19 protein-coding genes are annotated in these 23321 nt (G+C 64.9%); 16 read left to right on the forward strand and 3 right to left on the reverse strand.

Annotated features, from left to right (window positions below):
- Position 1: 1 nt before the first annotated feature.
- Together PTE31013_RS12500 and PTE31013_RS12505 are read right to left on the reverse strand one after the other, a co-directional pair.
- Complete coding sequence (locus PTE31013_RS12500; RefSeq protein ID WP_150613132.1) at positions 2 to 1519, reverse strand: collagen-like triple helix repeat-containing protein; 1518 nt, start codon at positions 1517 to 1519, stop codon at positions 2 to 4.
- 28 nt (positions 1520 to 1547) lie between these two features.
- Complete coding sequence (locus PTE31013_RS12505; protein ID WP_150613133.1) at positions 1548 to 1868, reverse strand: hypothetical protein; 321 nt, start codon at positions 1866 to 1868, stop codon at positions 1548 to 1550.
- A gap of 975 nt (positions 1869 to 2843) precedes the next feature.
- Between PTE31013_RS12505 and PTE31013_RS12510 the strand changes: the two genes are divergently transcribed.
- The 16 genes from PTE31013_RS12510 (at position 2844) to PTE31013_RS12585 (ending at position 20648) form a co-directional block, all read left to right on the forward strand.
- Positions 2844 to 3029 carry a Flp family type IVb pilin gene (locus PTE31013_RS12510; protein ID WP_150613134.1) on the forward strand — a complete coding sequence of 62 codons (186 nt, stop codon included), beginning with the start codon at positions 2844 to 2846 and terminating at the stop codon, positions 3027 to 3029.
- Between the two features lie 187 nt (positions 3030 to 3216).
- Positions 3217 to 3417, forward strand: coding sequence for a Flp family type IVb pilin (locus tag PTE31013_RS12515; protein ID WP_246174392.1), 201 nt, complete (start codon positions 3217 to 3219; stop codon positions 3415 to 3417).
- A 13-nt stretch (positions 3418 to 3430) separates the two neighbouring features.
- Complete coding sequence (locus tag PTE31013_RS12520) at positions 3431 to 3910, forward strand: A24 family peptidase (protein WP_217426232.1); 480 nt, start codon at positions 3431 to 3433, stop codon at positions 3908 to 3910.
- A 216-nt stretch (positions 3911 to 4126) separates the two neighbouring features.
- Complete coding sequence (locus PTE31013_RS12525) at positions 4127 to 4603, forward strand: TadE/TadG family type IV pilus assembly protein (RefSeq protein ID WP_150613136.1); 477 nt, start codon at positions 4127 to 4129, stop codon at positions 4601 to 4603.
- 157 nt (positions 4604 to 4760) lie between these two features.
- Entirely contained in the window at positions 4761 to 5771 is a 1011-nt protein-coding gene (gene cpaB / locus PTE31013_RS12530; protein WP_150613137.1) for a Flp pilus assembly protein CpaB, read from the forward strand.
- Positions 5772 to 5899: 128 nt separating this feature from the next.
- Positions 5900 to 7234, forward strand: a complete 1335-nt coding sequence (locus PTE31013_RS12535) for a type II and III secretion system protein family protein (RefSeq protein WP_150613138.1) — start codon at positions 5900 to 5902, stop codon at positions 7232 to 7234.
- A 75-nt stretch (positions 7235 to 7309) separates the two neighbouring features.
- A complete protein-coding gene (locus tag PTE31013_RS12540) occupies positions 7310 to 8653 on the forward strand; it encodes a CpaE/TadZ family protein (protein ID WP_150613139.1) in 1344 nt (447 codons plus the stop codon).
- Position 8654: 1 nt separating this feature from the next.
- A complete protein-coding gene (locus PTE31013_RS12545; protein ID WP_150613140.1) occupies positions 8655 to 10028 on the forward strand; it encodes a TadA family conjugal transfer-associated ATPase in 1374 nt (457 codons plus the stop codon).
- Positions 10025 to 10948: a type II secretion system F family protein gene (locus tag PTE31013_RS12550; RefSeq protein ID WP_150613141.1), complete on the forward strand. Its 924-nt coding sequence runs from the start codon at positions 10025 to 10027 to the stop codon at positions 10946 to 10948. The genes PTE31013_RS12545 and PTE31013_RS12550 overlap by 4 nt, the downstream gene beginning before the upstream one ends.
- 19 nt (positions 10949 to 10967) lie before the next feature.
- Complete coding sequence (locus PTE31013_RS12555) at positions 10968 to 11972, forward strand: type II secretion system F family protein (RefSeq protein WP_150613142.1); 1005 nt, start codon at positions 10968 to 10970, stop codon at positions 11970 to 11972.
- Entirely contained in the window at positions 11969 to 12925 is a 957-nt protein-coding gene (locus PTE31013_RS12560; protein WP_150613143.1) for a tetratricopeptide repeat protein, read from the forward strand. The genes PTE31013_RS12555 and PTE31013_RS12560 overlap by 4 nt, the downstream gene beginning before the upstream one ends.
- A gap of 19 nt (positions 12926 to 12944) precedes the next feature.
- On the forward strand, positions 12945 to 13553 hold the full coding sequence (locus tag PTE31013_RS12565) for a DUF3613 domain-containing protein (RefSeq protein WP_246174401.1): 609 nt from the start codon (positions 12945 to 12947) through the stop codon (positions 13551 to 13553).
- 18 nt (positions 13554 to 13571) lie between these two features.
- Positions 13572 to 15638 carry a pilus assembly protein TadG-related protein gene (locus tag PTE31013_RS12570; protein ID WP_174978541.1) on the forward strand — a complete coding sequence of 689 codons (2067 nt, stop codon included), beginning with the start codon at positions 13572 to 13574 and terminating at the stop codon, positions 15636 to 15638.
- Between the two features lie 109 nt (positions 15639 to 15747).
- Complete coding sequence (locus tag PTE31013_RS12575) at positions 15748 to 17157, forward strand: sigma 54-interacting transcriptional regulator (protein ID WP_150613145.1); 1410 nt, start codon at positions 15748 to 15750, stop codon at positions 17155 to 17157.
- 444 nt (positions 17158 to 17601) lie between these two features.
- Complete coding sequence (locus PTE31013_RS12580; protein WP_174978542.1) at positions 17602 to 18330, forward strand: DUF2968 domain-containing protein; 729 nt, start codon at positions 17602 to 17604, stop codon at positions 18328 to 18330.
- A 425-nt stretch (positions 18331 to 18755) separates the two neighbouring features.
- A complete protein-coding gene (locus tag PTE31013_RS12585) occupies positions 18756 to 20648 on the forward strand; it encodes a potassium transporter Kup (protein WP_174978543.1) in 1893 nt (630 codons plus the stop codon).
- 232 nt (positions 20649 to 20880) lie between these two features.
- On the opposite strand, the gene PTE31013_RS12590 is transcribed toward PTE31013_RS12585, so the two are convergent.
- Positions 20881 to 23223 (reverse strand): Tex family protein, encoded by a 2343-nt coding sequence (locus PTE31013_RS12590; protein WP_150613147.1) that lies wholly within the window; start codon positions 23221 to 23223, stop codon positions 20881 to 20883.
- Positions 23224 to 23321: the final 98 nt, after the last annotated feature.

Raw genomic sequence — 23321 nt, forward strand, 5'->3', positions numbered from 1 at the left:
GTTACTTTTTGGCGCCGAGCAAGCCGCCGAGCAAACTGGTGACCGGCGCGAGCGGGCCGCTGCTGCTGCTACCCGTGCCGGTTGCGCCACCGACCGCACCCGTCACGGAACTGAGCAGCGTCGTCACCGGTGACAGGGCACTGCCCGCTGCTGTGCCGCCCGTCCCCGTCGAAGCCCCGCCAGTGGCGCTGCCGAGTGCGCCGGTCAGACCGGAGACAAGGCTCGTGACCGGCGCGAGCGGGTTGCTGCCCGAGGCGCCGCCAGTGGCGCCGCCGAGTGCGCCGGTCAGGCCGGAGACAAGGCTCGTAACAGGCGCGAGCGGGTTGCCGCCCGAGGCGCCGCCAGTGGCACCGCCGAGCGTGCCGGTCAGACCGGAGACAAGGTTCGTAACAGGCGCGAGCGGGTTGCTGCCCGAGGCGCCGCCAGTGGCACCGCCGAGCGTGCCAGTCAGGCCGGAGACGAGGTTCGTGAGCGGGGCGAGCGGACCCGTGCCCGCGCCACCACCGAGGCCACCTGTCAGCCCGCCAAGGGCCGAGGTGAGCGGGTTGGCGCTCGTCGGTGTGCCTTGGGTCACGCCGCCAAGGCTGGCTACGGTATTGCCGACACCCGCGACGATGCCGCCGACGTCGGTGGCCAACGGATTGTTGATCTGACCGGCGATTTGGGTGCCGACACCGGCCAGGCCGCCGCCGATTTGCGCGAGCAATCCGGAAACCGGCGTGCCGAGGCCCGTCGTGTTGCCCACCGTTTGCGTCGTATTGGTCACGACGCTCGTGATCGGCGTGATGGCTGACGAAAGTGACGTCGTCAGTTGTTGCACGGGGCCGCTCGTGATGGTTTGGGTCAGGCCGTTGCCGAGGCTCTGGCCTGCCATGCCCACCGATGTCACGACGCCGCCGAGCAGCGACGTCACCCCATTGACCGGCGTGTTGGCGAGCGGGCCGGTCTGCCCGAGGCCGGCAACGGCGCTACCCAACTGGGTACCGGCCGTGCCGAGGTCGGTGACCGCGCCGCCCACGCTGGCAAGGGTCGGATTGAGCGGATCGCTCACCGAGCCCAGCTTGCCGAGTCCGTTCGTGAGGCCAGTGCCGAGCGTCTGCACGGCGTCGCCAGTCGAGACGACCGCACCGGCCAGGCCGCTTTGCGTTTGTGCGCTGACCAGCGGCAGTTGCGTGCCGGCAAGCGTGGTGCCCAGATCGCTGACGGTCTTGCCGACTTGCGTGACGACACCCGTGCTGGCGGTGGCGGTCACGGTGCCGATCGGGTTGGTCGCGGCGCCGGTGCCGGTGCCGCCGTCCCCGCTGCCATTTCCATTGCTGCCGCTCCCGTTGCCGCCGATGCCGGAACCGTCGGTCACCGTGCCGGCGCCCGTGCCGCCCCCGCTGCCGGCGCCCGCGCTGGTGCCGCTGTCGCCAAGCGAGCCGCTGGTGCCACCCGAGCCCGAACTCGCGCACCCGGTCATCGTGACGATAGCGAGCAGGCAAGCGGAAGCGAGAAGATGGCGTTGAATGTTTTTCATGATGTTGTCCTCTGGTCTGTATTGGTGGTTAGGCGAGCGTCTCTTGCGCCGCCATTCGGCTGTTCATGCGTTGTGCGATGAGTGCGAACAGGAGCGCATTGACGACTGCGCTATCGGGGCCCGTCATCGCTTGGGCCGAATGCGTGTGGCTCGCGCGAGTGGCGCAGGCCGAATCGGTCGGTGTGGCGGTGGCGCGTACGCCACCGCCTTCTGCACCGCCCCTCCCTGGGCTTGCGCCTCTACGATCGTTGTCGGCAGCAGCACTGCGCTGCGTTGCCGCGATGCGTTGCTGCCCGGCCGAGAGGGCGACGGGGCGCGACATCGTTTGTTTTGTATTGCCAATGATCATGGTGTCTCCCGGTGATCTTCAGCGTTGCGATGCAGGGGTATGTGCAAGAGCTGTGCCAGTCGCCAAAGCCGGGTTCGAATAATTTTTCTAATTTTTCCGGGAATGGGCTGAAAAGCCTGTATTTGCTTGCGTTTCGGAACACAAGAATCTTTGAAATCGAGAGATCGCCTGTCGTCAAAGAATGGATGAGTCAGGGTTAACGCCATCGAAAAATGACGAATCTCAACCGAAATTCCGTTCCTGTTACGAGGGTGTTACGGGGAATGTTACGTAACGCCCACGGCGAGACAGGCGACGTGTCGTGTAGAAATACGAAGTAAATGAGCGGGCCATGGACGGTGCGACCCTGGGGCGGAGGGGGCGGAGGGGGCGGGGAAGGGGAAGGGGAAGGGGAAGGGGAAGGGGAAGCGGGGACGTCGGGGTGGCGTTGTCTCGCGGCGCTGGCGAGCTGAAGCGGATCGTTGAGTGAGGCGTGAGGGGCGAAGCTCGGGAAATGGACCCGGATAGTGAAGCGCGCCTTCCGTCGATGACGAGGGCGTCGGACGCCATCGTTGAATTCGTTGAAGTGCTATTAAAACTCGGGCCGCAGCGATTGCGCGGGTGTGCATGGCAAGACACCCGTCATGGTTTTCCCTCGCGGGCGTTGTATTGCCTGGTTTTAGAGTATTGTTTGATCCAACGATGTAACGCTTTCTTACATTCTCCAGGGCGATTGGTAGTAAGACTCTAGTTTTTGTTGGTGCGTTTAAATTAGCATCGGGAAAAATCGTACGCCGCTAGAATCGATGGATCAACAAGCTTGAAAGTATTGGCGTACAAGGTAAAAGAGGTTCGCAAGCCTGACGGCGCAACGAACCCGGGGCCGAATCCAAGAATTGATAAGCGATATGGCGCACGTGCGTCGGCGCCCGAATGGCCGCTGATGTTCCGTTGTGTCCGAATGGGCGCGTGGCGCCTTTTTTGAGGGAGCGTGATATGAAACTCGGCAATCGCATTCGACTGTTTGCTCGCGACGAGCGTGGCGTCACGGCACTGGAGTACGGCATTCTCGCTGCGATCGTGGCGGTGCTGATCGGCGGCGCTGTCTACACGAACCTGTCCGGCGTGTTCACTTCCGTCTTTGCGAAGATCACGTCGGTCATCACGTCTGTCGGTACCTGAGGCACCTGCAACGCGGAGCGCTTTAACGCCAGCCGGCGATCCGTCGCCCTGGCGTCAAGGCGACAAACCCCTGCGTGAGACTTGAGCGGTCGAAGTCGGGGTTAGGGCTGGCAGTATTGGGAAGGACACCGTAATATCGTGGCGTCCTTCGGGTGCGCGGGTGGCGGTATTCGCGAGGATGCGAATCATGCGGGCAATGCGAGCAGCAGGGAGTGGGCGGCAGCACCGGCTGTCTCGCCAGAAAGGTGTGACAGCGCTCGAGTACGGCATCCTGGCTGCCGTCGTCGTCATCTTGATCGGCGCGATCGTCTTCACCAATTTGACGACGGTGCTCACCAATGTGTTCAGCAATGTCACGTCGGCCGCAACGACTGCCATTAGCCACTGAGGCGAGACACACCGTGCTCATTTTGCTGTGGCTGTTGTGCGTGCCGATCGTGATTACCGACTTGGTCGCGCGTCGCATCCCGAATGCCTGGCTGCTGTGTGTGGGCGGCACGGCCACGATCTGGGTTGGGTGGCAGGCCTGGCATGGTGAGCCTCGAGTGTTGTGGGTTCACGGACTTGGCGCGCTGCTCGGATTGATCGCATTGCTACCTTTCTGGTGGCGAAATGTGATGGCGGCGGGCGACGTCAAGCTCTTCGCGCTGATCGGGCTGGTGGCAGGTTACTCGGCGCTATTGCCGGTCTGGTGCCTGGCGAGTGTGGCGGCAGGCGTGCATGCGCTTGTGCTGTTGACGGCGCGGCTCAAGTGGCTCTCACGATGGTGCGAGGACCTGAGCGCTTCCACAGCCTGGCAAAGCATCTTGCAGTGGCGCGCCGGTCGCGTCGGACTGCCTTACGGGGCGTATCTGGCAGCGGCGGCACTCGTAGTGCGGTAATCGGCGCAGGGGTTGCTGGGATCGCGGAGGTTGCAGTGCGTGCGGTAGCGGCACGTCGTGTGAGTGTCCACGACGTACGCGAAGACAGGCGGTGACGAGTGCTGCGGCAAGCAGCACCGAAATAACGAGAGGCGCGGGCGACGCCGCGCAAGTGCGTAGGAACAATGCGTCGCCAAACACGGCCACACAGTGCCGTGCGCGACGGGGAGCATCGTCATGAAGGCGTTTGGGGCACAGGCGGGATCAGGGTTGCGATGCGCGCGTTCGCGCGGCGTCGCGGCGCTGGAATTCATGTTGATCCTGATGATCCTGCTGCCCGCGTTTTATGTCGCCGTCGCTTTCTCCATCACCATTCTTGCCCGTCAGATGCTGACGCAGGCCGCTTCCGAGGCCGGCCGTGCCATGTTGCGCGCCGGCACCATGGCACAACGCCAAGGGTATGCCACACAGGCGATCAATACCACGCTGACCTGGCCATCGGCGTCGGCGGTGAGCGCCGGCTTCACGCCCGATGCGACCTATCCTTGCCCGGCGTCGGGCACCAGTGCCAGTTCGCAATGCATCGTTCACGTGACGTTGACGCTGACGCAGCCCATGACTGTCAATTGGCCGGGCCTGGGCGCGCTCGTGCCCCAGAACGTGGTCGGAACCGCTGCCATCACGCTGGACACGTCCACGCTGGGTGGCAGTTAAATGAAGGGGGCGTGGTCGGATCGGTGGGCATCGGGCCGATGCCGAGGACATCCGCCCCGGGAGCAAAGAAAGAGATGTGCGGTTATGCCAAGTTGTCATGCCGCCGGTTCGCCGGCGTCCCGCAAGTTGTGACTGAACGGCCGACAGGCCCCAAGCCATGAACAAAGCCACCAAGATTCTTGCCGCTGTGCTGGTCGTCGCCGGTGTGTTGCTCGCGCTCGTCGCGTTGCGTCTCGGCACGTCCAACGCGCCGGCGCCGGCCGCCACGCCTTCGCCGGTGACCCAGACGCTCACGCAGCGATACCCGGCCGTGGTGGCGGCCAAGACCCTCGCGCCGGGCCAACCCATCGATGCAGACGGCGTGAAGCTCGTGACCTTCGATAGTCAGTCCGTCGGGGGCTTTACCAATCCGGCCGACGTCGTGGGTCGCGTGCCGCTCATCGCCCTCGCGGCCGGCGTGCCGGTCACGAAGGACTCGCTTGCGCGCGGCCTCGCCATGCAACTCGCGCCGGGCGAGCGCGCCGTCGCCATTCCTGTGTCAGAGACCGTCGGCGTGAGCAACCGCATTCGTCCGGGGGATTACGTCGATGTCTTCTTCACGATGAAAACCAATCGTCCGGCAGGACCGGCCGTCGGCTTGGTCGATGACACGCAGGCGCGTCTGCTGGCGTCGCGCGTGCGGGTGCTGAGCTACGGTAACGCCTCGCTCGACGACGTGTCGCCGCCGCCAGCGACGCCGAGCGTGGCCTCGAGCGTGCACGCCGCCACGACGACGGCCCCGGCGCCCGCGCAACCGGCCGTCAATGTCCAACCGCCCATGCCGGCAACGGCCGCCGTCGTGGCCGTGCCGGTGGCCGATGTCAACCGTGTGGTGCTGGGCACGCAACAGGGAAAAATCACGCTGGCGTTACGCAACCCGGCCGACGACGCCAAACCCGACACGACGTTGTTCCCGTCGCCGCCGCCGGTGCTCGCGGGCAAGGCCGGACTCAAGGGCGAAGAGAAGGCGGCGCTCGACTCGCCCGAGAATCAGGCCTATGCCGGGATTGCCGCGACGGGGCTTGCCGGGGCGCCGGTGCGCGCGCCGCGTCAGCCGGGCGCCAGGGGGAGCGGCGGCGCCACGATCGAGGTCGTGCGCGGTGCGCAGCGAAGCTCCGCCGCGTACTGACATCGCCGATACCTCGACGTTCGACCCGAAACGCGATAACACTTAACCGACATAGTGACCGATACAGCCACGCCATGATCAGAAGCCAGGTTCGCACTGCCAGACGACAGACCCGACGCGCGACGGGCATGCTGTTGTGCCTTGCCGCGCTGCTCGCGTGCGCTGCCACGGTATCGGTGCGTTTGGCCGATGCCGCCGACGCTGCCACGCGTGCCGGATCGCGATCGCTGACGTTGGGCGTTCACGAGCAACGCGAGCTGCAAGTGCCGGGCTCGCTCGAGCGTGTCGCGGTGGCGGATCCGGCGATCGCGGACGTCGTCGTGCTCAAGGGCTCGGGCAGACGACGTGGCGCGGTGCTGGTCGTCGGCAAGACGGCGGGCACCACGCAGATCGCCGCGTGGCCGCGCGGTGGCGAGCCGGTGCGCTGGGAAGTGCATGTGAAGGGCAGTCTGCAAAGCGCCCTGGGCGACACCGGGACGGCCAGTGTCGACGCGCGCGGTAACGCGGCCCTGATCAAGGGCCACGCGAATACCGTCATCGAACATAGTGCACTGCAATCGGCCGCACTCGACGCGGCGGGCAAGGGCGGCGTTGTCGTCGATCGCTCGACGGTCGGGGATACCGGTGTCGTGCAGGTCGACGTGAAAATCGTCGAGATCAATCGCAATATTCTCAATCAGTTGGGCGCGAGTTTCGGTGCGTCGAAGAAGACCGGTTCGGGCACCTTCGGCGTAAGTTCGGCGCTCAACTCAGCCTTTGGCGGTGGCAGCGGAACGAGCACCGTGCCTAACTTTGGCTCGTTCTTCGGCTCGGTTACCCGTGGCGCATTCAGCATGGCGGCGGAGATCGACCTGCTGCAATCGAACGGCCTCGGCCGGGTGCTGGCGGCACCGACGCTGGTGGCGCTCTCGGGCCAGAGCGCGAGTTTCCTCGCGGGCGGCGAGATTCCGGTGCCGCAGTCAGGGGGCCTCGGCACGACCACCATCGTCTACAAACCGTTTGGGGTGGGGCTCACGGTCACGCCGACGATTCTTGCGCGAAACCGCATTGCGCTGAAAGTGGCGCCCGAGGCGTCGGACATCGACTATACGAACGCCATTGTGACCGAATCGACGCAGATTCCCGCGATTACGACGCGCCGCGCGGATACGACCGTCGAGTTGGGCGACGGCGAGAGCTTCGTCATCGGCGGCCTGATCTCGCGCACGACGACCGCCGCCGTTGACAAGGTGCCGCTACTCGGCGATCTGCCGCTCATCGGCGCCTTTTTCCGCAATTTGAAGTACAACAGCGCCGAGAAGGAACTGGTGATCATCGTCACGCCGCATCTGGTCAAGCCGGTGGCGAAGGGCGTGGCGATGCCATTGCCGGGAGATACGCGAGAGCGTCGCCCGGGGCCGGTGTGGGGCGACTACTTGATGGGTGTGGCAAGCGACAGCGAACTGCCCGGTTTTTCGAAGTAACGCCGAGCCGTGCACGACGGCGGTATCGATGGGCACCAAGGCGAAAGCCGGGGTAGGGAAGTCAGGAGTGCAAAAATGAACGCACCGACGCGAATACTGGACACCATGACGGAGTTGCATCGCTTCCTCTTTTGCAGCGCGAACGCGGGCCACGCCCAGTGGCTCTCGGCGGCGTTGTGCGACGAGGGTGTGGTGCTGCAGGAGGCCGGTCGTCCGGCGCAATTGCAGCAGCGCATCGGCGATCTCGATCCGCAGGTCGTCCTGCTCGATTTTTCCGGCGACCCGGGCGGCCGTATCGACGACGACAGCGCCGACGGCGGCTTCGTCGGTGCCATCGAGCTCGCGCAGATGCTCAAGCGCGTGGCGCCCAAGCTGCCGTTGGTGGCGGTGGGTTCGATGGTGCGCGCCGATGGCATGAAGGCGGCCATCCGCGCGGGGGTCCACGACTTCATCGACATGCATTCGACGCACGAGGAGGCACTCGATGTCATCCGCCGGGTGATCGATCAAACGCCGCCGCCCAGCGCCGTTTCGCCGCAGCGCCATGGACGCTTCGTGGTGCTGCTGGGCGCCCGAATCGGTGTCGGATGCAGCACGCTCGCCGCCCATCTGTCGCAGCTCGGGCAAGAGATGGTCTTGGGGGTGCATCCCGACAAGGCGGCCCGGGCCGCGAAGGCGCCGGCGAACAAGGACGACAAGTTCGATGCCTCGCGGGTCGGCCACGTGGCGCTGCTCGATCTCGGCCTGCCGTCCGGCGACGGCCTGCTGTATCTCAACACGCAAAGTCAATTCAGCTTTGCCGAAGCGGTCCAGAACCTGCGGCGTTTCGACGAGACGCTCGTGCACACGGCGGTCTCGCATACGCCAAGCGGCTTGGCAGTGCTGCCGCTGCCGCTCGATCTCGGCGACATGCGCAGCGTTGCGGCGGCCGATGCGCTGGCACTCACGGACCGTCTGCGGACATTCTTCGATCTGGTCGTGGCCGATCTCGGTGGGTTCTCGAATCCCGCGTTCGTCGCGAGCCTCGTGCGTGCGGCCGACGAGGTCTGGCTCGTGGTCGACCAAAGCGTCGGCGCGATCGTCTCGCTCGCGTCGATGCTGCGCGATCTCGAAGCCAAGGGGGTGGAGCGCCATCACCTCCAGCTCGTGCTCAACCGTTACGATCCGCGTTACGGCATGGCGGCCGACCAGATCGCCAAGCGTTTCGAGATTTCGCTGCTCGCTACACTGCCCGACCGCCCATTGGCGATGCTCTCGGCGACCAATCAGGGCAAGCTGATTCTCGATACCGCGCGCAGCGATCCGTACGTGCGCGCTTTGCAACCACTCGTCGAACGACTGCTCAGTGCACAACACGCGGGGGCCGCGGCACAACGTCATTCGTCGGGCTGGCTGGGCCGATTCATGGGAAAGCACTGATATGACCGACTCCATCGAATTCGCCGACGACAAGCGTGCGTTTGCCAATTCACAGCAGTTTCAGGACATCAAGACCGCGGCGCACGAACATCTGCTCGCACGAATCGAGGAACTCGGTGCAGAGTTCGGGCGCTGGAGCCGCAGCGCGATCCAGCAGTTCGTCGATCTCGAGATGGACGGCTTCGTGCGTCTGCGCCGCATCCCGATCAACGAAGCTGAGCTGCGCCAGATTTCCGATGCCCTTACGAAAGAGCTCGCCGGCTTCGGCCCCATCGAGGATCTGCTCGCGGATCCGGCGGTGGAAGACATCCTGATCAACGGATACAACGACGTGTATGTCTCGCGTCAGGGGGTGCTCGCGCGCGAAGCGTTACGCTTCTCGGATAATCAGCATCTGCTGCGCATCGTGCGACGCATTCTCGCCCCCATCGGCCGTCGTCTCGACGAGTCGAATCCGATGGTCGACGCGCGCCTGCCCGACGGCGGGCGCCTGAACGTCGTGATCGAGCCGCTGGCCGTCGACGGGCCGGTGGTCTCGATTCGCAAGTTTCGCAAGGACCCGCTCAAACCGTCGGACCTGCTCGCGCTCGGCAGCTTCAACGAAGAGATTTATGCGTTGCTCGACGCGGCGGTGCGCTCGCGCTGCAACATCCTTGTCTCCGGCGGAACCAGCTCGGGCAAGACGTCGCTGCTCAATGCGCTGGCCAGTTTCATCCCGGCGACGGAGCGCGTGGTGACGGTCGAGGATACGGCTGAACTCTCGCTGAACCACCCTCACGTGGTGCGGCTCGAATCGCGTCAGGGCGGCTTCGACGGAGCGGGCGAGGTGTCGATTCGCGACCTGATTCGCAACAGCCTGCGCATGCGTCCCGATCGCATCATCGTGGGCGAAGTGCGAGGCTCCGAAGTGCTGGAAATGATGCAGGCGATGAACACCGGTCACGAAGGCTCGATGGCGACGATCCACGCCAACTCGCCGCGCGAGTGTCTCTACCGCCTGGAGATGCTCGCGGGCTTTGCCGGGTTTCAGGGCAGCGAGAGCAGCCTGCGCCGGCAGATCACGAGCGCGCTCGATTTCATCGTGCAGATCGGTCGTCTGTCGAGCGGGCGCCGGCGTATCCTGTCGATCACTGAAGTGACCGGGGTGTCGGATACGGTGATCTCGACGCAGGAGCTGTTCCGTCACGAATCAGTCGTGGGGCCCGACGGCGAAGAGAAGGATCGCTGGATTTCGCTCGGCCTTCAGCCGCACTCGCCGAAGTTGCAGCGGTTCAAGGAACTGACGCGCCATGCGGCCGCGGCGGCCGCACAAGCGCAGAGCAACACGCCGCCGGATTCTGGCGGTGGTGGCGGCTTCTTCGGGCGCCGTCGATGAATGCCATCGTGCTGTGGGTCATTGGCATCGCCCTGCTGCTCATCGCCGCAGGGCTGGAGCTATGGCGCCGCACACACCTGCGCGCAAGGGCGCAGGCGACGAGCGCGTTTCTCGAGCGGCAGCTTGCCCAGAATGCGCCGCGGTTCGCGGCGAGCGAGGCGGCCACCGCAGGCACGCCGCGCCGCAAGTCATTGCCGTGGGAGTTTTTCTTCGAGCGCGCGGGCGTGCAAACCGATCCGATGTTCTACACGATGCTGATCGCGCCCGGCCTGCTGCTGGTGTTCCTGTTCTGGGCGTGGCACGGGCCGCTCTCGGCCATTGTCGTGCTGTTGCTGTATGCGGTCGGCACGGTGCTGCGCTACTGGTTCAAGGCGGCGCGCCGGCACCGCAAGATCGTGCGTCAATTGCCAATCTTTCTCGACGGCATGGTGCGGATGCTGACCGTCGGCAATAGTCTGCCGGCGGCGTTCCAGAGCGCCGCAGGCAATGCCGACATGCCGCTGCGCGAGTTGTTGGACCGCGCCGTGCGACAGGTGCAGGCGGGCGTGGATCTCGACGTTGCGCTCAAACAGATCGCGCGCGTGTATCACGTGGAAGAGATCTATCTGTTCGCGTCGGTGGTCGACCTGTCCACCCGATTCGGGGGGCGTGCCGACCAGATTCTGGCGCGCATGGCTGGCTTCATGCGGGATCGCGAGCAGGCGCAGGCGGAGCTTTACGCGCTGTCTTCCGAGACACGAATGTCGGCATGGGTGTTGGCCGCGCTGCCAATCATCGTCAGTGCAGTCTTGATGTTGCTGAATCCGAAATTCTTCGAACCGATGTTTCAGGAGGCGTCCGGTCAACGGCTGCTCGCGATCGGCCTGGGTCTGGAAGTCTTCGGCGGCTTCCTGTTGTACCGGCTTGCCAAGTCGCTGTGAGCGAGAGGGACCGACCAACATGAACCTCGCCAACTCGCACCTGTGGATGATGCTGGGCCTGTTGATGGTCGCGGCCGGGCTGCTGCTCGCAGCGTCGGCCCTGCTGTTGCGTGCGGTGCGTCAGGGGCGCAGCGAACGGATGATTGATCAGGTGCTGGCCAGCCGTCAGCAGCAGGCACTGGCGGCACTGCGTGCGGCGAGTTCGCCGCACGGGGCACAGGCAACGCTTGATGACGGCATGCGGGAAACCCACGGCTGGCGCGCGCTGTTCGACCGCGCGGCGGCGCTGGGCAAGCAGTGGTCGGAGACGCGCCTTGGGCAGCATCTGATTGCCGCAGAAGATCGGCTGCTTCTCGCGCAATGCGGCTACGACAGCGTGCGGGCCAAGTCGCTGTTCCTGTTCACGCGGGTGGCGCTTGCGGCGGTGCTGCCGTTGCTGATTTGGTTGTGGTTCCCGGGCGGTGGGGGCGTCGGCACGATGCTGCGCCTGATCGGCGCGGCCGGGGCGGGGCTGCTCTTGCCGAAGTTCTACGTCCAGCGCAAGGCGACCCAGCGCCGTCGCGAGCTGGTCGAGGAGTTGCCGTTGCTCATCGACTTGCTGCGGCTTCTGCAAGGCGTGGGCCTGTCGATGGACCAGAGCCTGTATGTGCTGGTGTCCGATTTTCGCGAAGTGCTGCCGATCCTGTCCAGGGAGTTCGAGAGCGCCAATCGTCAGTACGCTTCCGGGCGCGGACGCGAGGCGTCGATGGGCCGCCTGCGCGAGGTGTACGACAACGACGACCTGCGCGCGCTGGTGCGGCTCATCGTGCAGGTCGAGCAGCATGGCGGCGCGGTGCAGGAGCCGTTGCAACAGTTCAGCGATCGCTTGCGCGAGCAACGTCGGCAGACGATGAAAGAGCGTATCGGCAAGCTCACGGTGAAGATGACGCTGGCGATGATGCTGACGCTCCTGCCTGCGCTGATGCTGGTCGTTGCAGGGCCGGCCATCCTGTCGCTGACGAAATCGATGGAGGCTATGCAGTGACCCGACACTTTCAGACACGACGCCTCGCGGCAACGTGCGTTGCACGGCAACCGCGCGCCGGCCGCGTGATGGCGGGCCCGCTGATGGCCGTGCTGTGCGCGGCCGCGCTGGCCGGATGCGGCGGGCCGCGCATCGGCGGTTACGGTGCGCCGTCGGCCGCGGCGCTCATGCAGGCCGAGCAGAACGACGAAGCGATGGCCAAGCAGGCCAAGCCCGATACGCGCGAACTGTATCTGTCGACGATTCGACAGATACAGGAGCAGGGCGCTTACTTCGCGTCGCTCGCCCATATCGATCAGTTCCGGATGCAGTACGGCGCGGCGCCGGATATCGACATTCTCCGGGCCGACGCCTTGCGCGAGACGGGGCAGCCCGACGCCGCCGAGCACGCGTATCGCGCGTTGCTGAGCGGAAGTGAAGCGGCGGCGGCCTGGCACGGCATGGGGCTGGTGGCGGCGCAACGCAAGGATTACGCGGGCGCGGCGCAGGCGCTGCGCGAGGCGGTGAAGCGCGCGCCCACGCAAGCGTTCTATCTGAGCGATCTCGGCTTCGCGCTGTTGCGCAACGGCGATATGGGCGCTGCCCGTGTGCCGCTCGCCCAGGCCGCGGAGCTGCGGCCCGACAGCCGTAAGGTGTTGAGCAATCTGGCGGTGTATCTCGTGGTGACGGGCGAGCGCTCGCGGGCCGACGAGGTGATGACGCGCGCGGACATGCCGCAGGCCACGCGCGAGGCCATCGATAAACTCGCCGCCGATATCACCGCCCAGGGGCAAGCACGCCGGGCGGCAGCCGACGCGGCAGCCGCCCGCGCCGCCGCGCAGGCGGCGACATCGATTCCGGCGCCGCTGACGCAGGCGAGGCTAGCGCGTGTCGCGGTGGCGGCCGATGCCACCAATGCCACCCGCAGCGATATGCCCACGTCGTTGCTCGACCGTTTCAGCCACTCGCAGTGATGCGGCGGCTTTCCCCTTCATGTACGACGCAGCACGCAAGACAAGAATCACGCAACATCAGGGAGACGTGATGATGGCAGGCCAGAAACTCGACGGAACATCGGACTCCCGGCCGCGGCTGGCGGCACGGCTCATTGCAGCGGCACTCGCGTGTTGGGCTGGCGCGGCTGCGGCGCAAATCAGCGCGCCGATCACCGGATCGATGGGCGGTGCCAACGCACGCGGCGTCGCCGCACCGGCACAGGTGGCGCCGGCGGTCACGCCAACGCCCACGGCCGCAGACGCCGCGCAAACGGCAGCAGCGCCCGCGGCACACGCTGGGCGCGTGCCGCGCAACGTGGTTCGGCGCAATACGGCGCTGCGTGTCGGTGAGCACGCCCGCGACGGCATGCTCGGCGACGAAACCGAAGCACTGCTTGCGCTCCAGGCGAGTGGCCTGGCCGCCGGGCCGGGGCTGCCGATGCTCGGCTCGACCGCGTCGCGCGCCTACAAGCGCTATCTGGATAGCTTCACGTACCCGATTCCCCAGTTCTATCCGGCAATCGTCCAAGGCGATACGGGCACCGGCAACAATGGTGGCGGTGCGGGCGCTCCACCTGCCGTAGCGGGGGCTGGCGCGAGCCAGTAACCTGTGATGACTGTGCGCGTGCGCCAACAGCATCGTGTCGCCTCGCTTCGCGGGCGCCAGCGGGGATCGATTCCGATCCTCGCCTTCGCCTTTGTGATCGTGGCGCTGATTCTCGCGTTCGCCATCGATGCGGGCTATGCGTTCATGCAACGGCGCGACCTGCAGCGCGCGGCCGACATGGCCGCGCTCGCCGGCGCGCAGACGCTGCCGGGATGCGCCAATGCCACGTCATATGCCGCCGTTGTGCAGGCGAACGTCACATCGAACATGGGCAGCAACGTCACCGGCTTGCAGGTGACCTCGTCGTGCGGCATCTGGACGTCCCCGTCGGCATCGGCAACCGGCCCCGGCACGTTCGTCGCGACCAACGCGGGCAACGCGGCGAGTGGCAATGCAGTGTCGGTGAAGCTGTCGCTGGCCGTGCCGTCCTTCTTCCAGCTCGCCGGTACGCGCACGATCAACGCCATCGCCATCGCCCGCAAGGCGCCTGCGGTCGTGACGTTCACGGTCGATTCGGGACTGCTGACGCTTAACGCGAGCAACTCGGTCCTCGCGCCGGTGCTTCAGTCGATCGGCATCTCGCCGACGCTCTATGTCGCCGCGGCGCAGCAACTCGTCGGCGTCAACATCACCCCACACGGGTTGTTGCAGGCGCTCGGGGTTCCGGTGACAGGCGACGTCAGCGTGGCCTCGCTGTCGGGCGTGGCCGCGGTGAAGAACCTGACCGTCGGGCAGTTGCTGAGTGCAACGAACACCGCACTGGCGACGCAGAATGGCGCGCTCTCGGTATCGGTCACCGCGATGAACAATCTCATCAATGTGTTTGCCGGCAGCCCGGTGCTGAATCTGCCCATCAACTTGCTGGGCACGGCAACGACGCCCGGCATCATCGCCAATATCGACGCAGCGGGCGTGAGCGCCGCGAATGCGCTCACCGCCAATATCGGCGTGGCCGACCTGATCTCGGCGGCCGTCGTTGGCGCTAACGGCAGCAACGCCGTGGCGATTCCGTCGCTTGCGATTCTTGGCGGCACGGTGTCGGTCGTGGCGCGGATCATTTCACCGCCTCAGGTTGGCGTGGGTGGTGTTGGGGCGACAGCGACGACCGCGCAGTTGCGGCTGTTCCTCACCGTGAACTCGTCAGCCGGTACGTTGGGCGGGCTGCTCAGCGGGCTGGGCACGCAGTTGAATTTGCCGCTCGTACTTGAGGCGGCGCAGTCGACGGCGACCGTGACGGCCCTGCAATGCGGTGCGACCCCTTCGGCGACACTGCAAGTCAATTCGGGACTGGTGAATGCCTGTGTGGGGGGCACGGCCAGCGGCGTCAACGTCGCGACCGACACGGCAAGCTGTACCACGCTCATGACGCAACGCACGAACATCGCGACCTTGCTGGGGTTGATTAACGTGGGCGGAAACGTCAACCTTTCGCTCGTGACGAATTCGCCGGCACCGATCACGTTTACCGGGCCGTTCCCGCAAACAGTCGGGCCGGTCGGCTCGAGCGTGAATCTGAGCCAGATCGTCAGTGCGTTGCTCACGGGTCTGTCGCTCGATGTGAGTGCGTCGGGGACGTCGACGTCGGGCACGATTGGTACCGGACTCGTTGGCAGTGTGCCAACGGCGGCCGCGGGCGTCACGATCTCGACGGTCAACACGTTTCTCAGCGCTGCCGCCGCAGGACTCACGACGACGACCAACGCACTCGGCACGACGTTGGGTGGGGTTGCCACCCTCAACCTGCCCCAGGTGGTGGGGGGCCTGGGCGGCCTCGTCTCCGGGCTGGTCGATACGCTTGGCGGTGTCGTGAACGGTCTGCTGGGCGGTGTCTCGGATCTGGTGTGCGATCTGTCGGGCAGCGGGGCGAATCAATGCCGCATCAACGCCGTGTCGGGGCCGATCAGTACCAGCGTTATCTCGCCCGTGCTCGGCAGCGTGCTCTATACCTTGCTCAATCCGCTGCTTACGCCCCTGAGCACGTTGATCAACACGTTGCTCGCGTCGCTGGGGATATCACTGGGCACCACCACCGTGACCGTCGACAACATCAACTGCCAGAACGGACTCGTGCAACTGGTGTATTAGCGCAGCGGAACGGGAGTGGGCCCGCGAGACCGCCAATGCGGGAGACGGACACCAGCACTGAAATTCACCATGACGGACGCCCGGCGCATCCGTCAACGAGCGGACCAGCATGAAAAGCAAGCCAGTACGTGATGATCTCGACGTGTACGTGTGGGAAGGCAAGTCGGACATTGCCGATCGCGTCGCGCAATGCCTCGCGAGCTTCGACATGGAAGTCATTCGTGCCGATGGCATCGATCTTTCGCGCGAGCGCACCAAGGCGCGCCCGTCCATCGCCGTCGTCAGCGTGTCGGTAATCGAAGGCGCATCGACCAATGCCCAGGAGTGGCAGTTGGGCCACGGCATGCCGGTCATCTGGGTGGCGACGACGCCGCGCGAGAACGATCCGCGTGTCTACCCGCCCGAGTACAGCAACATCCTCACGCTTGACTTCTCCGGCGCTGAATTGCGCACGCTCATCTTCAAGCTCTCGGGCGCCATCGCGGAAGCCGATCGCGCCCCGGCACCGGTCGACCCGCTCGTCGCGCAGTCGAGCGCGATGCTGGGCCTGCTCGCCGAGGTCGACGCTTTCGCCGATTGCGATTCGAACGTGCTCATCCACGGCGAGACCGGAGTGGGCAAAGAGCGCATCGCGCGTCTGCTGCACGACAAGCAGAGTCATTACGGGCAAGGGCCGTTCGTGGCCGTGAACTGCGGCGCGATTCCCGACGGGCTGTTCGAATCGCATTTCTTCGGCCATGCCAAAGGGGCATTTACCGGTGCGCTCTATTCGCATAAGGGCTATTTCGAGCAGGCCAACGATGGCACGCTCTTCCTCGACGAGATCGGCGATCTGCCGCTGTACCAGCAGGTCAAGCTGCTTCGTGTGCTGGAGGACAGCGCGGTGACGCGTCTGGGCTCGGCGCAGTCGGTGAAGCTCGACTTCCGGCTTGTGGCGGCGACCAACAAGCACCTCAAGACGATGGTGCGCGATGAGCTGTTCCGTGCCGACCTGTTCTACCGTCTCGCTGTCATCGAGCTGCATATCCCGAGTCTCGAGGAGCGCGGCGCGGTCGACAAACTGGCTGTCTTCAGGACCTATCTGGGCAAGGTCGTCGGCGACAGTGAGGTGGGCGCGCAAGTGCCCCCGTGGCTGCGCGAGCTGGTCGAAGGCGGGGTGTTTCCCGGCAACGTGCGCGAGATGCGCAACATCGCCGAGCGCGTCGGCATCATCTATCGGCAACTGGGAGGCTGGGACGAGCGGCGCATCCGCCCCATCTTCGACGCGCTGTCCGTGGGCACCGCCGCCCGTGGCGAGGATGGAGCGCGCGGTGCCGCGCTGAGCGATCGGGCCCGTTGGGATGCCACCGAGCGTGCGCGCATCGTCGCGGCGCTCGACGCCAACGGCTGGCGACGTCAGGACACCGCCAACGCCCTGGGCATCAGCCGCAAGGTGTTGTGGGAAAAAATGCGCAAGTACCAGATCGTCGGCAACGATTCGGAACTGGCCAGCGAGTTCGACGGGGGCACCGGTAACTAGCGATCACGATTCTGCGACCCCGCCGCATACGTCTCGCCTGGTTGGCAAACCGAAGGAAACGGCGCAAAAGCCCATGGCGGCCCAAGCGAGGGCCACTGGCGGTTGCCATGGGATCGCGGCCCGATTACGCCGCTTGCTGCGTGGGCAATGCCTTGATTTTCGCCTGAATGACGGGATTTGTCTGACATCCAGGTTCCGCTCATGCGAACTCGCCTGGCCCCCGTAGTTGCGCGGTATCAACAGATGAATCGAGGCGGGCACAATAACGCATTCGACGCTTGGAAGCGGGCGCGTCAATGGATAGAATTGTCGGCTATTGCAGGCATGCGGTTATCATTCCACAGATACGCGGGTATCCGAACCCCGGAGCGGCGTCCGGGGGCGAACGAATGCGGCGAACAAGGATCGGGAAACGGTCCGGTCGATAACAGGAAAACAGATCAGATGAAAATCAGTGATTGCCGGGGGCGGTTTTGGTTGGGCGTGGGGGTGGCATGCCTGGCAGCCTGGGGAACGTCGGCGGGGGCGGCGGACGCAGTGAAGGACGTGACGGGCGCAACGCCTGCGCAACTCGTGGCGCCGGCAGTGGTTGCGCCGACGGCCAATGCGCCGACGGCTGCGTCGGGCGCGATCCAGGAGCTGCGCGATCGCATTCAGAGCAAGGAAGTCTCCGAACTTCGCACGACCTACAACGGCCGCTATGGCGCGAGCCTGTTGTTCTATCCGCAGACGATGGGGTACTACGTCGCGCTGTTCCATGAGGGCCAGTTCTGGCGCGTCGTGAAGCTCAGCAACGACAAGAAGGCGGAGGCGCTCTACGCCGACTTCGTGCGCCAGACGCAGGTGCTGGCTGACGTCGAAATCCGTCGCATCAAGCTCGAAGCGCAAAAGGCGCTGATGGAGCGCCAGCTCGCCGACAGCGAAGCGCGCCTGAACGCGGTCCAGAACGATCTGGCGATCCAGCGTCAGCAGGAACAGGCGCTGGCCGAGAACCAGCAGGCGGTGCGTGAGCAGGCCTCGGCGCTGGAAACCGAACGTACCGCGGCGCGAATTCGCCTGAACGATCTGCAAGGCCAGATCCGCTCGCTCGAAGCCGAGCAGAGCAGTGCTGATTCGAGCCTCGTGCGCTCGGCCAAGAGCACTGGCCATCGCAAGGCGCCGCGTCGTCGTTGAGCCGAGGCGTCGATGGCGCGTCGGCCGCGGTCCGGTCGGCGTTGCCTCAAGCGTTGAAGGAAGCCGCCTGTATTCAGGCGGCTTTTTTATGCGCGCTCGCGCTAGAACTGCCGTGGGCGGTCTGTGATATGCACCGCCGCTACACGCAATTGGCAGGGATGTCGACACGTGAATGCGCATGACAGGCATATGTCGCGCATTTGCAACTCGAAAAGCGGTGCCGCACCCGCCATCCCGTGCCGATCCGGGTCGGCAAATCCCTTGTCGCGCCGCACTGGTCACGGCGCACGGCTCGAACTATCCTAGCGTAGCCTGCCATGTCAGACGTCCGGCACTCGGCATCTCTCCGGACTGGCGAGGGAACCGGCACCCAGTTAGAATAATGCCCATTTTGTGCAGCGCAATAAAGCGATTACCCAAACCATATGACCCAAAACATACGACACGGGCAACGCCCTCAGGCTTTGCCCGCGCTCATGGTGGCGGCCATCGGCGTGGTCTTCGGCGATATCGGCACCAGTCCGCTCTATGCGCTCAAGGAATGTTTCGATCCGCAACATGGCATTCCGTTTAACCAGCAAGCTGTGTTCGGTATCATCTCGCTGCTGTTCTGGGCCCTGGTGATTGTCGTCTCCCTGAAGTACGTGTCGTTCGTGATGCGCGCGGATAACCGCGGCGAGGGGGGCGTACTCGCGCTCATGGCGCTGAGCCTGCGCAGCGTGCGAGCCGGCAGCCGATGGGCGTCGGTGCTGATGATGCTCGGCATGTTCGGCGCCTGCATGTTTTATGGCGATGCGGTCATTACACCGGCCATCTCGGTGATGTCGGCGGTCGAGGGGCTGGAGATTGCCGCGCCGTCGCTCTCAGGCTACGTGTTGCCGATTACGATCGTCATCCTGATCATCCTGTTCTCGATGCAGAAGTCGGGCACGGCGAAGGTCGGGCGCCTTTTCGGGCCGGTCATGGTGACGTGGTTCGTGATTCTCGGCGTACTTGGGGTGTACCACATTGTCGCGGCACCCGAGATCATCAAGGCGATCAACCCGTATTACGGCATCCACTTCATCCATACGCACGCCCTGCAGGCCTATATCGTGCTCGGCTCGGTATTCCTGGTGCTGACCGGTGCCGAGGCGCTGTACGCCGATATGGGGCATTTTGGCATTCGGCCAATCCGATTTGCGTGGTCGTTCCTCGTGTTCCCCGCGTTGACGCTGAACTACTTTGGCCAGGGCGCGTTGCTGCTGAAGACGCCAAAGGCCATCGAGAATCCGTTCTTCCTGATGGCCCCTGAATGGGCGCTGGTGCCGTTGGTGCTGGTGGCGACCGCGGCCACCGTGATCGCCTCGCAGGCGGTGATCTCCGGCGCGTTCTCGCTGACCAGTCAGGCCATTCAGCTCGGCTATGTCCCGCGTATGAAGATCCTGCATACGTCGGATCGTGAAATCGGCCAGATCTACATGCCGATGATCAACTGGGCGCTGCTGCTGGTGATTGTCTGGCTCGTGCTGGCGTTCAAGTCGTCGAGCAATCTCGCGGCCGCATACGGCATTGCCGTGACGACGACGATGGTCATCACCACGATTCTGGCGTGCGTGGTCATGGTCAAGGTCTGGAACTGGAACAAGTTCCTGGTCGCGCTGATCATCACCGGCTTCCTGGTGGTCGACTTCGCCTTCTTTGGCGCCAACCTGATCAAGGTGGAAGAGGGCGGCTGGTTGCCGTTGGCGCTGGGTGCGTTCCTGTTCTTCATGCTGATGACCTGGCACAAGGGTCGCCAATTGTTGCGCGAGCGCACGGCCGCCGACGGGATTCCGCTCGCACCGTTCTTGCAGGGGCTGCTCGCGCATCCACCCCATCGCGTGGCGGGCACCGCCATCTACCTGACCGGCGGCAATACGCAGGTGCCCGTGAGCTTGCTGCACAATCTCAAGCACAACCGCATCCTGCACGAGCGCACGATTTTCCTCACCTTTCGCACGGTCGACGTGCCCTATGTCGAGGACCTGAGCCGCATCGAAGTCAAGGATCATTCCGGCGGGCTGTACAGCGTGGTTGCCACGTTCGGTTTCAACGAGACGCCTGACGTCAAGGAAACGCTGAATCTGCTCGAGGCGAAGACGGACATGCACTTCGAGTTGATGGATACGTCGTTCTTCCTGGCGCGCGAGACCGTGGTGCCGACCAAGCTGCCGGGAATGTCGATCTGGCGCGAACGTCTGTTCGCATGGATGCACCAGAACGCGGCCAAGCCGACAGACTTCTTCAGCATTCCCGCGAACCGCGTCGTCGAGCTGGGGACCAAGATCGAGATCTGACGGATATGCCGCGCGTCGGCTGGATGAGGATAGGGCGCGCCGTCTGAAAATAGCGGCGCGTGAACCCGATGCAACGAACCCCCAAGGGTTGGCGATTCCGCCAGCCCTTGGGGGTTTGGTGTTTTGGCGAACTGAAAAAAGGCCCGCGCTCCGAAGAAGGCGGGCCTGTCTCAACGGGACTGGACGCGGCGCGACGTGACGCCTGCGCGTCGCGCGTCAGTCTCGCAAGGGCTTAGCGCTTAAGCTTGGCGAAAGCGGCCGCCATGGCGTTCACCGTCTCCGGTTCGCGCTGACGTTGAGCGCCACCGCCACGGTGGCCGCCGCCATTGCCGCTGCGTGCACCGCCACCGCCGCTGCTCGGACGATCGCTGGCGCCCGCCACCGGCAAGTCGTCGTTCAGGCGCATGGTGAGCGAGATACGCTGGCGGCGCGCATCGACTTCGAGCACCTTCACCTTCACGATGTCACCGGCCTTCACGACTTCGTGCGGATCCTTGATGAACTTTGTCGACATGGCCGAGACGTGCACCAGACCATCCTGATGCACCCCGATGTCGATGAACGCGCCGAAGGCGGCCACGTTCGTCACCACGCCTTCGAGCTGCATGCCCGGCTTGAGGTCGGTGAGCTTTTCGACCCCCTCCTGGAAGGTCGCCGTCTTGAACTCCGGACGCGGATCGCGGCCCGGTTTCTCGAGTTCGGTCAGGATGTCCTTGACGGTCGGCAGCCCGAAACGCTCGTCGACGAATTCGTTTGCCGAGACGCCGCGCACGACCGAGCCGTTGCCCATTACCTCGCCAATGCTCTTCTTGATCTTCGCCAGAATGCGCTCGACGACCGGATAGGCTTCCGGGTGGACCGACGACCGGTCGAGCGGATTGTCGCCACCGGTCACGCGAAGGAAGCCGGCGGCCTGCTCGAAGGTCTTGTCGCCCAGGCGCGGCACCTTCTTGAGCGCGTCTCGATTCGGGAACGGGCCGTTGCTGTCGCGGAAGTCCACGATGTTCTTCGCCAGCGTGCTGTTCAGACCCGATACGCGCGCAAGCAGCGGTGCCGAGGCGGTATTGACGTCGACACCCACGGCATTCACGCAGTCCTCGATCACGGCGTCGAGCATGCGTGCCAGCTCACGCTGGTTCACGTCGTGCTGGTACTGGCCCACGCCAATGGCCTTCGGCTCGATCTTGACGAGTTCGGCCAGCGGATCCTGCAAGCGGCGCGCGATCGACACCGCGCCGCGCAGCGACACGTCGAGTTCGGGGAATTCCTTCGCGGCGAATTCGGACGCCGAGTACACCGAGGCCCCCGCTTCCGAGACCACGATCTTCTGGAGCTTGAGTTCGGGATGGCGCTTGATCAGCTCCAGCGCGAGCTTGTCCGTCTCGCGGGACGCGGTGCCGTTGCCGATACTCACGAGTTCCGCGCCGGTGGCGGCGGCGATCTTGGAGAGTCGCGAGAGCGAGCCGTCCCAATCGCGGCGCGGTTCGTGCGGGTAGATCGTGTCGGTGCCGAGCAGCTTGCCGGTGCGATCGACCACGGCCACCTTCACGCCGGTACGCAGGCCCGGGTCCAGACCGATCACGCCCTTCTGGCCGGCCGGGGCGGCGAGCAGCAGTGCCTTGAGGTTGCGCGCGAACACGCGAATGGCCTCACTCTCGGCACTTTCACGAATTTGCGTGAGCAGTTCCGACTCGAGGTGCGGCTGAACCTTCACGCGCCAGCACCAGCGGCAGACGTCTCCGAGCCACTTGTCGGCGGCACGGCTCTGTTGGCGAATGCCGAAGTGCCCGGCGATCACGCCTTCGCACGGGTGCGGTATCTGTGTGTCGAGTTCTTCGCCCAGGCCCAGCTTGACCATCAGGATGCCGAGGTTACGGCCGCGGAAGAGGGCGAGCGCGCGATGCGACGGCACGGCGGCGATCGGTTCGGCGTAGTCGTAGTAGTCGCGGAATTTCTCGCCTTCGTCGCCTTCCTTGCCTTCAACGACTTTCGACGACACGACGCCCTGATGCCACAGGTAGTCGCGCAGTTTGCCAAGCAACTCGGCCGTCTCGCCGAATTGTTCCGACAGGATGTCGCGGGCGCCATCGAGCGCGGCCTTGACGTCGGCCACGCCTTTGTCGGCGTCGACGAACTTGGCGGCCTCGGTTTGCGGATCGAGCGTCGGGTCGGCGAGCAAGGCCTGCGCGAGCGGCTCGAGACCGGCTTCGCGGGCGATTTGCGCGCGAGTGCGACGCTTCTGCTTGTACGGGAGATAAAGGTCTTCGAGCGTCTGCTTCGTGTCGGCCGCCTCGATGGCGGTGCGCAACGCGTCGGTCAGCTTGCCTTGCTCGTCAATGTTCGCGAGGATCGACGCACGGCGTTCTTCGAGCTCGCGAAGATACAGCAGGCGTTCTTCGAGCGTGCGCAACTGCGTGTCATCGAGGTTGTCGGTGACTTCCTTGCGGTAGCGGGCGATGAAGGGCACGGTGGCGCCTTCGTCGAGCAGTTGCACGGCGGCGGCCACCTGACGCGGCTGCACGTTGAGTTCGTCGGCGATGCGTTGAACGATCTGAAGGGCTACGTTTTGCGTCATGAGTGTTGCGAGTTACCCAAGTGCCAGGAGCGGGGCATTTTGCCATAAACCGCGGGCGCGTCTGGGCAGGCAATGCTAAAATTTGGCATCACTCTGCT

This window comes from Pandoraea terrigena (assembly GCF_902459705.1).
Lineage (GTDB): Bacteria > Pseudomonadota > Gammaproteobacteria > Burkholderiales > Burkholderiaceae > Pandoraea > Pandoraea terrigena.